This is a genomic window from Nitrosomonas aestuarii (genome assembly GCF_003046585.1).
Classification (GTDB): Bacteria; Pseudomonadota; Gammaproteobacteria; order Burkholderiales; family Nitrosomonadaceae; genus Nitrosomonas; species Nitrosomonas aestuarii.
Genome location: NZ_QAAE01000005.1, coordinates 197,282 through 208,021, shown reverse-complemented (window position 1 = coordinate 208,021; position 10,740 = coordinate 197,282). Strand labels below are relative to the sequence as shown.

Genomic DNA, 10,740 nt, shown 5'->3' with positions numbered 1-10,740 from the left:
TTGTTCTCAGGTGGTATTGCAGCACAGATTATCACCCGTTACTCTAACCTGACAGACGTGATCTGGAATGGTCAAAGTAAAGAAATACTCAACAACCGGATTGTTCCTTAATCTAAGCTAGACTATATATCACCCTTGCGTAAGCGGGGGTGATACTCGAATAGAGCGGTAAGCGGATAAGGGAGTTATATGCTTTCCGCTCGAAGAGAGGTAGTAAGAGACAGTAAAGGAATCGTCATGTTTTCAAAATTAATATCACAACACGAAACAAACGAAGGGAGAGTCTAGTGAGCAGAACAGACGAAATTATAGCAGCGGCGAAAATGCCGCCCGAAGCAGTCAAGATGTCCAGATACATTGATGCGGTTTATTTTCCAATTCTTTGTATATTACTGGTTGGCACATTCCATATGCACTTTATGCTGTTGGCAGGTGACTGGGATTTTTGGCTTGACTGGAAAGACCGTCAATGGTGGCCGGTAGTAACGCCGATAGTGGGTGTTATGTATTGTGCGGCCTTGATGTATTATTTATGGGTGAACTACCGTTTACCGTATGGAGCGACACTGTGCATTGTGTGCCTGTTGACAGGTGAGTGGCTGACCCGCTACTGGGGCTTCTACTGGTGGTCGCACTACCCGATCAACTTTGTATTACCGTCAACCATGATACCCGGTGCATTGATGCTGGATACGATCATGTTACTGACTGGTAACTGGTTGATTACAGCGTTACTGGGTGGTGGATTCTGGGGCTTGTTCTTTTATCCGGGCAACTGGCCGATCTTTGGACCAACCCATCTGCCAGTAGTTGTTGAAGGTGTATTGCTTTCAGTAGCTGATTACACAGGTTTTCTGTATGTACGTACAGGTACACCGGAATATGTGCGTTTGATTGAACAGGGATCGTTACGAACGTTTGGTGGTCACACCACGGTGATTGCAGCATTCTTCTCGGCCTTTGTATCCATGCTGATGTTCTGTGTATGGTGGTACTTAGGCAAAATCTATTGCACCGCTTTCTTCTATGTTAAAGGCGAAAGAGGCCGTATCTCAATGAAACACGACGTTACAGCGTATGGTGAAAAAGGATTTGCAGAGGGGATTAGATAATGAAAATAAGAAATATCGTTAAACTGGGGGTCATGGGTCTTTATGGCGCAGCAGTAGGTGCCGCGACACTGGCGCTGACAGTAGCAGTAGACGTAACACCGGTAGCAGCGCATGGAGAACGTTCACAAGAGCCATTCTTGCGCATGCGTAGTATCCAATGGTATGACATGAAATGGGAGCCTAAGGTCACCAAAGTTAATGACATAGCGTGGATGACAGGTAAGTTTCACCTGGCGGAAGATTGGCCGCGTGCGGTAGGTAAGCCAGAACGTGCGTTCTTCAACGTTGGTAGCCCAAGTCCGGTGTTTGTGCGTTTGAGCACCAAACTGAATGGCGAACCGACATTCATTTCAGGGCCACTGGTAATTGGTCGTGACTATGAATTTGAAGTCAAGCTGAAAGCACGTATACCTGGCCGTCATCACATGCACGCGATGGTTAACGTAAAAGATGCGGGTCCAATTGCAGGTCCTGCCTCATGGATGAACATCACAGGCAGCTGGGATGATTTTACCAACCCTGTTAAAACACTGACAGGTGAGACCATTGACACAGAAACATTCAACTTTGCCAATGGTATTTTCTGGCACGTACTGTGGACAGGCATAGGCATTTTCTGGATTGGTGCTTTCGTGGCACGTCCGATGTTTCTGCCACGCAGTCGTGTACTGTTAGCGTATGGTGACGAACTGCTGCTGGATCCGTTTGATCGTAAACTGGCGTGGGGTGTTGCAATTCTGACGTGTGCGCTGGTATGGGGTGGTTATCGTTATACAGAAAGCGTACATCCGTACACCATTCCAATTCAGGCTGGTGAATCCAAAGTAGATCCGTTACCAATTGAGCCGAATCCAGTTGCGATCAAAGTTACACATGCTAACTATGACGTACCAGGGCGCGCGTTACGTATTACCATGGACATTACCAACAATGGTGATACAGGCGTGAATATTGGTGAGTTTACGACAGCAGGTGTACGTTTTGTAAACGCACTGGGACGTGAGCACCTTGATCCTGATTATCCAAGAGAGCTGGTGGCAACCGGACTGACACTGGATGATGATGCTGCGATTCAGCCGGGAGAAACCCGTGAAGTTAAATTGGAAGCCAAAGACGCATTGTGGGAAGTACAGCGTTTGATGGCTTTGCTGGGTGATCCTGAAAGCCGTTTTGGTGGTTTGTTGATGACATGGGATGAAGAAGGCAATCGTTATATTAACAGTATTGCTGGCGCTGTAATTCCAGTCTTTACCAGACTCTAAAAGCAGGTTAGTAACAACGCCGGTACACCACTGTCGCAAGACAGTCGGTGTACCGGTTTTTTTTCGATTTATGCTGCCCAAGAAATTTGTCAATAGAGATGCCTCATGAACCCGGTTATATTCTGGAGGACGAGAGTATTAAAAATTCTGTATCATTCCCTTATGATGAAATCTCGGAGGAGTGACAGATGAGCAGGACTAAACCAGAATTCAATTTTGAAGAAGAGCCGTCAGCGTTAAATATTGCAGGATCTGCATAGCAAGAATGGCACATCAATACCGCTGATTAAGCTGCATTAGCGGCAGAACTTGAACAGCCTATTGAATCCGGCGATGTATCGAACCGCAAAGATGGATCAACATCTAAAACCGTGAAATCGGTCACAGGTTATTTTTCCGCTGAATACGCTGAGAGGCCACAAGAAAATCCTGGGGTTGTCATTGTCGGAATGCGTAAGCGTTCGATTCTGGCTGGCTGTATAGAAAAATCTGAATATTCGGCGTATAGGTTATCTTTATTGCTGCCGTAGACGCTCTTACAGATTTTCCTGAAGCGATTAAAGTATTTTTCCAAAAACAAGGATTCGACTGTGCATCAATCATCACATACACCATTCGATGAAATATGTCGCGTCAAAGAATCACAAAGCTTTCATGGCTGCTTTAAGACCGGTATACAAAGCACAGACCAGGGATGTACTGAAGATGCACTTGATGCGCTGGAAGCCAAATATAGAGAACAGTATCCCACTGTGATCAAATCCTGGTGAAACAAATGGGAGATTAATCGGTACTCTTTAAATTCTCTGAACCGATACGCCGTGTTATGTATACGACAAATACCATAGAGGCGATCTATCGTCAGTTTCGCAAACTTACAAAAACGAAAGGCGGATTTCCGAACAAGAATAGTTTGCTTAAGCTACTGTATGTCGGCATTAAGAACGCCAGCAGGAAATGGACAATGCCCTTTCCAAACATTATTACAGCTGGCGATGTATTTTGAAGGGTGTCTGGATACAGCACGGGATTTAGAAAATGGTTGGGAATTTTATATAATGCCGCTGAAAACGGGCAGCCGATCGACTCCCATGGTGTCGATCGGTTACCGGTTGAAGCAGCTCATTAAGCAGAGTACGGCAGATAATTTGTAGGTTGACAAAGAATCTTGAACACCCTCCCACAGCATGCTTGTTAAACAGTTAAACTTATATTGTTACAAATGTTACGTGGGTATGGATGCGTTATTACGTAAAGGACTTTTTAGTTCTAAATGCGCGAAGCTTGTTTGATTATTTGGAGAGAAAGGTGTTGAGCCATTACAGGATATTTTTTGTAATTAAAAGACATCAAATGGAATTTTGAGGTGATAAAATCACCGTATAAACACAGTGCATCTGAGTTTGTTAACAATGATTCCACCGATCTATTTTCGTTTTCATTATCAAAGATAAGCAATTTTCTGATGGAAAGATGAATGAGTGTAGAAGGTCAGTCTAAAGATTTACATTATTTATGGTGGTTATTGCTGGCCACTGCGACAGGTGTCCTTATTTATCTGCTAAGCCCAATCCTCACCCCTTTTCTGTTGGCAGCTGTGATTGCTTATATTTGTAATCCTGTGGTTACTCGTATGGCTGCATTTAAAATTCCCCGGACAATTGGTGCAATATTAATCATGTTTCTATTGTTGAGTATATTTGCGGCATTGGTTCTAATTATGGTGCCATTATTCGAGAAGGAATCAAATCGTCTAATAGAAAAAATGCCTGTATATATAGATATTTTAAGAAATCAAGTAATCCCTTGGCTTGAAGCCCGGTTGAATTTGAGTTTGCAACCCGACATTAATTCACTGAAACAAGCAGTATCCGAGCACTGGAAAAGTGCGGGTGGGATAGCAGCAAAAATGCTCCCTTCATTAACGAGCGGTGGTATGGCAATCGTCGAATTTTTTGTAAATCTATTACTTGTTCCAGTCGTGCTATTTTATTTATTACGTGATTGGAATCAAATAATTAAACAAATCGATGGAATAGTGCCGCGTTACTGGCATGATCAGGTTGCAACATTGGCCCGGGAAACTGACCGTATTTTGGCGCAGTATCTGCGTGGGCAATTGTCTGTGATTTTTATCATGAGCAATATTTATATTACTGGATTATGGTTAGTTGGATTAGAATTTGCTTTGCCGATTGGACTTGTAGCAGGACTTCTGGTTTTTGTACCATATCTAGGAACGATTGTAGGACTGACTCTAGCTACATTAGCAGCCTTCATGCAGTTTCAGGGCTGGGCGGAAATTGTACCGGTGTGGATTGTTTTTGCAATGGGGCAATTAGTAGAAGGTATGATAATAACACCATGGTTAGTGGGCGATAGAATTGGCTTGCACCCGGTTATAGTTATTTTTGCATTGCTCGCGTTCGGACAGTTGTTTGGATTTTTTGGAATTCTGATGGCGTTACCAGTGAGTGCAGTTTTATTGGTTTGGCTGCGGCATATTCAGCAACGCTATCTTGAAAGTGATTTGTACAATTAACAAACCAATTAACCTGAATAGATAGTTTGAAATACTTTTTGGAAAACATGCCTTCAATAAACGCAAATTTCTGTATAGTCAATGACGCAATTATTACTAGATATTAAGCCGTCAGTAGGACCTTCATTAGCTAATTTTGTGCCGGGTCGTAATCTTGAGCTGTTACAGATGCTTAAAAGAGTCATTCGCGCTGAGGAAAAAGAACACTTTGTTTATATCTGGGGGAGATTAGGATGTGGGAAGAGTCATCTGTTGCAGGCTGTCATCGATTATTTTCTGCAAAGACAATCTGTCGCCCATTATTTTCCCGCTGAATTAACACCTGAATTCAGGTTTACTGATAATCTTGGTTGTGTGGCTATTGATGACGTTGAACGCTTGCACGACGATGCGCAAGTTGCATTGTTTAACGTATATAATCAAATACGGGAGGAAGGAAATACTTTTCTGTTGGTAAGTGGTTCATTGGCACCTGCACAGTTGAATCTTCGGCAGGACTTGGTGACTCGGTTAGGATGGGGGCTTGTTTATCAGGTTCATGAACTAACAGAGGAAGAAAAAATTGAAGCCCTGCAACGGCATGCAATTGAGCGCGGCTTTAATTTGCGAAAAGAAATTTGCTGGTATTTGCTGCGCCATGTCAAACGAGATTTGTCATCACTCATGATGACACTGGATGCATTAGATCGATATTCATTAGTTCACCAGCGCCAAATTACCATTCCTTTATTAAGAAAGTTGTTACATGGAATATCTTAGAAAGATAATTAATTATCATGAAATTAGCATTATTTGATTTGGATAATACCTTAATCGCAGGTGACAGTGATTTTGAGTGGGCACAATTTTTAATTGAAAAGAAAGCGCTTGATCGTGAATTACATGAAGCACGAAATCTCGAATTTTACGAGCAATATAAGGCAGGTACGTTGGATATTCACGAATTTTTGGATTTCCAGCTCAAGCCGTTGTCACGGCATCCACGATATCAGTTAGAAGAATGGCGGCGCGAGTTTATCACTAAAAAGATCGTGCCATTGATTTCGCCAGGTACGCGTAAATTGATAGAAGGGCATATGCTGGATGGTGATCTTTGTATTATTATTACTGCAACAAACAGTTTTGTGACTGCACCGATTGCTCTGACTTTAGGTATTACTAATTTGATTGCTACAGAACCGGAAGAAAAAGATGGCGAATTTACCGGTAAGGTTACTGGTATCCCCTGTTTTAGAGAAGGAAAAATTGATCGCCTAGAGAGCTGGCTGAGCCAGCATAATCTTACTTGGTTATCATTTTTACAAAGCTGGTTTTACAGTGATTCATTGAACGATTTGCCATTGTTGAGTAAGGTTACTCATCCAGTTGCCGTTGACCCAGATGCTACATTAAGAAAGCATGCCGATGAGAATGATTGGCCTGTTATCAGTTTACGATAGATACAAACTCATTCCCGATTATAAGTGTAAAATATATAGGATTAATTTTCATTCCTTTTGATGCTCAGGCAACTAAAAACTGTTGATAGAGTTTTTCAAATGTCGCACCCACATGAGCTATTTGCTCATTAGTATGTGCTGCATTGACGCTGCAACGTACCAACGATTTTCCATCCGGAGCCGCAGGAGGTAGAATCAGGTTCACGTAAATATTATGTTCTAATAATCCGTGCCAAAGTTGTAGCGCTTGACGAGGGTTGTCGAGTATCGCCGCAATTACTGGGCCTGGTTCAGGACCAAGCCTATATCCAACCGTATTAAGATGCGTATAAAGTTGCGTGCAATTCTTCCACAGCTGCTTTCGCAAGTTACTGCCATTTCGCAATAACTTAAGTGCAGCCCGTGTTGATGCGATTGTTGCGGGCGAGGGCGATGCAGTAAAAATATAGGGATGGCTAATATAACGTAACTGGTCTAGTTGTGGATGGTTGCTGACACAAAATCCACCTATACTACACAAACTTTTGCTGAATGTGCCCGTGATAAAATCGATTTCTTTCAGCAATCCTGTTTTTTCAACCAAGCCTTGCCCTGTTTCGCCCAAAACGCCCAGAGAATGGGCTTCATCGAGTAATAGTGTGCAGTTGTATTTGTTCTTTAGTTGCACAATCTCTGCCAAGGGTGCTTGGTCACCCAGCATGCTATATATGCCTTCGACAATGATCAATGTGGTTGTTGTTCGGTCTCCTAGACGACGCAGACGTTTTTCCATATCGATCATGTCATTATGTCTGAAACGGATAATTTCTGCTCCGCTCAGAATGCAACCGTCATAGATACTGGCATGTGAGTCACTATCTATCAGAACAGTATCGCCGCGACCAACCAGGCCTGATATAGTACCCAGATTGGCTTGATAGCCGGTTGTAAACACTATGCCTGTACAGCACTCATAGAAATTGGCAAATTCTTGCTCAAGCGCACGGTGACCAGAATAACTGCCATTGGCCATTCGCGACCCAGTTGTACCTGTACCTTCTGTATCTAGTGCTTCATGTGCAGCTTGTATACATTCAGGTGAAAAGGTTAAGCCCAGATAGTTATTTGTTCCGAGTAAAAGTACACGACGATCGCCAATTCTGGCTTCGGTTGCAGAGTAAACTTCTTCAATTGGGATTCCAAAAGCACCTACACCATCGGGTAATAACGATTTTCTTACAGCAGCAGCTGCATCAAGTTTTTCAAGTAAATTCATTTAGTGCGCTGATTTAATTCTTGATATGAGACTGGCAAGTTCATGAACTGTTTGTACGTCAGCCAGTGCATTTATGGGGATAGAGATATCAAATGAATCTTCAATTTCCATAATAAGGTTTAGCAACTTAATTGAATCAATTGATAACTCACTGATGAGGTTAGTATCAGCTGTTATAGCAGTTTCGGAGCTTGTTAAAGTGCTTAAGCGATCACAGAGTAGCTGCATAATTTCATCATAATTACATTCTGTCATAGATCATGAGAACCTATCTATAAGTCCTTGGTGTTAAATAATTAATGGTAACGATTCATGCAAATGAACTCTAGGCTTCCAGCCAGGCAATGCATGCATGAGTGGTGTATTATCACATACCCAGTCACTATGTTGCAGCTCTTTAACTTTTCCAGGTGTTAACATGGGGGAATAATTAAAAATGCGTGCTAACCAGAGATTCAATATAGCGACATTTTTAATGAATGAGTGTGGGATCTTGATACAACGAACAGGTTTTTTCCATACTTCTTGTGCTAGGCTTGCCAGAGATTCAAAACTATAGCCATTTGGCATGCCGTCATCTAGCTCAAAAATGTCGTTGCAGGGTGCTTCAGTATTCAGCCAGATCTGAATTGCAGCTACCAGATCATCAACGTGAATAAGTCCAAATCGATTATTCGGTTTTCCTACAACAGGTAGCAGGCCTCTGCGGGTTGCTTTGAAAAGCGGCTTTAGTTCTTCGTCACCAGGACCGTAAACTGCAGTCGGACGAAAAATTGTCCAGGGCAGATCAGTGGAATGATTGATAATCTGTTGCTCGGCCAAGTGCTTGCTCTGAGCATACCAAGATAAATCTGGTTGTCTGGCTGCTAATGAGGAAATAAATAAAAAGCGAGGACGTTGGTTTCGCTCAGTAGCGATGTGAAGTAAATTTTGGGTTCCATCAACATTTGTATGAACAAACTCATCAAACGAACGACCTCTTACTGCGCCAGCACAATGGACAATTGCTGAAATATCCTGAGTAAGATCAGCTAATGCCGATAAATTTCCTAAATCACCATTTATCCATTGTATGGCATTTGTATTTTCTTTTTTTTTCCGTGTGAGTGCTTTGATTGTCCAGCCATCACTGGCAAGCTTGCTAATCAATCTATGACCAATAAAACCAGTAGCGCCTGTAACTGCTACTAATTTTTGCATGATAACTTAGCGATCTCCGGATTCAACCACAGATAGTTGGTCATTCAGGTTTGTACGTTGTATATAGCCCTGACGTGCAGCAAAGCGCGATAATTTACCTGACGATGTCCTCGGTAATGTATGTGGTGAAACGAGTTCTACAATACAGTTAACACCAAAAGCCATATAAACAAGTTGCTGCAATCGTTTTATTAACGAGTTACGCTCTGTTGCAGATGTCAATCTGCATTCAATAACCAGTACAATGGTTGTTGTGCCAGCTGTATCATTAACGCCAAAAGCGGATGCTTCTCTTGATCTAACTTCGGGTTGTTGTTCTGCAAGTTCCTCAATATCTTGAGCTCGAATATTGCGTCCATTAACAATAATGACATCTGTCCGGCGTCCCGTTATATATAGATCGCCCTCGTATAAGAAGCCAATATCTCCGGTATCAAGCCAATTATCAGGCTTTAAGGCCTTTTGGGTTTCTTTAGGATTATTATAGTAACCAGTCATGATACTTGCGCCCTGTACCAGAACGCTGCCCACCATTCTTTCTTCTATTTGTAATCCATTTTCATCAACAACCTTGACGGTATGGCCAGGAAGAGGCTGTCCACAGTTTACAAACTCATTGTACTTGCGCCCCGCAGTTTGCAATCTAACGGCCATTCTTTTATCAATAAGTGTTTTGGTGTCAATCTGTATGCTGTGGAATCCACTGCCGATTTTTGAAAATGTAACGGCTAACGTCGATTCAGCAAGACCATAACAAGGTAGAAAAGCATTACTTTTAAAACCGGCAGATGAAAACTTATCCGCAAAATTTCTTAGTGTATCCGGCCGAATCATTTCGGCACCGATACCCGCAGCGCGCCAACAGCTGAGATCAAGCTCCTTTAAGTCTGACTCGCGTACACGCATGGTGCATAACTTGAGTCCAAAAGGTTGACTAAAAGCAACAGTGCAGCGATTGCGGCTAATCAGTTTTAACCATTGTAGCGGACGAATTGCAAAGTCGCGCGTTGCAAGATAGTCCACTGATATCTGAGTAACCATAGGTGCTAACACCAGACCTACCAGTCCCATATCATGATAAAAAGGTAACCAGGAAGCAGAGCGGTCATCAGGTTTTATTTCTAGTCCGTTGCGAACAATTCCTTGCAGGTTACACATGAGCGCATGTTCAGTAATAACAACACCACGCGGCATACGCGTACTTCCCGATGTAAACTGCAGATAGGCAACTTCATTAGGGCTGTTGGGTTCCAACGCAACATCTTTTGCGGGTAATTCTCTTAACTGGGCAGGTGTGCCGGTCCATTTGAGATTTGATATTTTTGCAGAAGCTTCTTCAAGGAAATTAATATAGTCAATGTTTGCAAATGCCAAGCTTGCTTCACTGCTATCCAGCATGCCTTTCAATTGCTGCACATAAATTCCGTGACTGCCAAGATTAACTGGCACTGGCATTGCGAAAGGAACCAAACCGGCGTAGCGGCAGGCAAAGAATAACTCTACAAATTCAGGTGATGTGTCGGCAATTATAGCAACCCGACTGCCGCGTATCAGGTTAAAACCGGATAGGCGCTGTGCTAATGCACGCGCGTTTTGTCTAAGCAAATTGTAAGATAAAACCGAACGTAAATTACCTTTCGCATCATAAAAGTTATATCCTGTTATCCCCTGCGCAGCGTATTCAAGTGCATTTGTCAGGGTATCGAACCCTGCCAATTGTTGCGCGAGCGTATTGCGCGTCGGTGTTGGTATTATTTGTAATTCGCTTGAAGGCTGAAAATCAAACGCTTGCGTTAGCGGAGCGTTCAACTTGGTTATTGTCGAACTCAAGATCTTCCCCTCGAAGTAATATAACTTATACTTTTCATCTTGCTTCCCATAGCAAGGAATTTTGATAGTGCGTGCCAAGTTTGATTATATGCCCTTATTG

At 42.7% G+C, this 10,740-nt stretch carries 9 protein-coding genes and 2 pseudogenes; 7 read left to right on the top strand and 4 right to left on the bottom strand.

The window, feature by feature from the left end:
• The 7 genes and pseudogenes from C8R11_RS17055 to C8R11_RS06615 all read left to right on the top strand — a co-directional run.
• Positions 1-111: pseudogene (locus C8R11_RS17055) on the top strand (methane monooxygenase/ammonia monooxygenase subunit C); the annotation flags it as partial.
• Between the two features lie 176 nt (positions 112-287).
• Positions 288-1,112: a methane monooxygenase/ammonia monooxygenase subunit A gene (locus C8R11_RS06645; protein WP_090697473.1), complete on the top strand. Its 825-nt coding sequence runs from the start codon at positions 288-290 to the stop codon at positions 1,110-1,112.
• Positions 1,112-2,374, top strand: a complete 1,263-nt coding sequence (locus tag C8R11_RS06640; RefSeq protein ID WP_090697476.1) for a methane monooxygenase/ammonia monooxygenase subunit B — start codon at positions 1,112-1,114, stop codon at positions 2,372-2,374. Before C8R11_RS06645 ends, C8R11_RS06640 begins: the two co-directional genes overlap by 1 nt.
• 408 nt (positions 2,375-2,782) lie before the next feature.
• Positions 2,783-3,408, top strand: a pseudogene (locus C8R11_RS17130) (IS256 family transposase); the annotation flags it as partial.
• Between the two features lie 443 nt (positions 3,409-3,851).
• A complete protein-coding gene (locus tag C8R11_RS06625; protein WP_107795012.1) occupies positions 3,852-4,916 on the top strand; it encodes an AI-2E family transporter in 1,065 nt (354 codons plus the stop codon).
• 81 nt (positions 4,917-4,997) lie between these two features.
• Positions 4,998-5,675 carry a DnaA regulatory inactivator Hda gene (hda, locus tag C8R11_RS06620; protein WP_107795011.1) on the top strand — a complete coding sequence of 226 codons (678 nt, stop codon included), beginning with the start codon at positions 4,998-5,000 and terminating at the stop codon, positions 5,673-5,675.
• Positions 5,676-5,692: 17 nt separating this feature from the next.
• Positions 5,693-6,355, top strand: coding sequence for a histidinol-phosphatase (locus C8R11_RS06615; RefSeq protein WP_107795010.1), 663 nt, complete (start codon positions 5,693-5,695; stop codon positions 6,353-6,355).
• Between the two features lie 64 nt (positions 6,356-6,419).
• Here the strand turns inward: C8R11_RS06615 and spt are convergent, their stop codons facing one another.
• From spt to C8R11_RS06595, 4 genes are read right to left on the bottom strand one after another with little or no spacing between them, the layout of a single operon-like run.
• Positions 6,420-7,610, bottom strand: a complete 1,191-nt coding sequence (spt, locus tag C8R11_RS06610) for a serine palmitoyltransferase (RefSeq protein ID WP_107795009.1) — start codon at positions 7,608-7,610, stop codon at positions 6,420-6,422.
• A complete protein-coding gene (locus C8R11_RS06605; RefSeq protein ID WP_107795008.1) occupies positions 7,611-7,865 on the bottom strand; it encodes an acyl carrier protein in 255 nt (84 codons plus the stop codon).
• A 33-nt stretch (positions 7,866-7,898) separates the two neighbouring features.
• Positions 7,899-8,810: an NAD-dependent epimerase/dehydratase family protein gene (locus tag C8R11_RS06600; protein WP_107795007.1), complete on the bottom strand. Its 912-nt coding sequence runs from the start codon at positions 8,808-8,810 to the stop codon at positions 7,899-7,901.
• A 6-nt stretch (positions 8,811-8,816) separates the two neighbouring features.
• Complete coding sequence (locus tag C8R11_RS06595) at positions 8,817-10,640, bottom strand: fatty acyl-AMP ligase (protein ID WP_107795006.1); 1,824 nt, start codon at positions 10,638-10,640, stop codon at positions 8,817-8,819.
• Positions 10,641-10,740 lie beyond the last annotated feature (100 nt).

Coding starts and splice junctions, on each gene's coding strand:
- C8R11_RS06640 (WP_090697476.1), top strand. CDS start 1,112: ATGAAAATAAGAAATATCGTTAAACTGGGGGTCATGGGTCTTTATGGC.
- C8R11_RS06625 (WP_107795012.1), top strand. CDS start 3,852: ATGAGTGTAGAAGGTCAGTCTAAAGATTTACATTATTTATGGTGGTTA.
- hda (WP_107795011.1), top strand. CDS start 4,998: ATGACGCAATTATTACTAGATATTAAGCCGTCAGTAGGACCTTCATTA.
- C8R11_RS06615 (WP_107795010.1), top strand. CDS start 5,693: ATGAAATTAGCATTATTTGATTTGGATAATACCTTAATCGCAGGTGAC.
- spt (WP_107795009.1), bottom strand. CDS start 7,610: ATGAATTTACTTGAAAAACTTGATGCAGCTGCTGCTGTAAGAAAATCG.
- C8R11_RS06605 (WP_107795008.1), bottom strand. CDS start 7,865: ATGACAGAATGTAATTATGATGAAATTATGCAGCTACTCTGTGATCGC.
- C8R11_RS06600 (WP_107795007.1), bottom strand. CDS start 8,810: ATGCAAAAATTAGTAGCAGTTACAGGCGCTACTGGTTTTATTGGTCAT.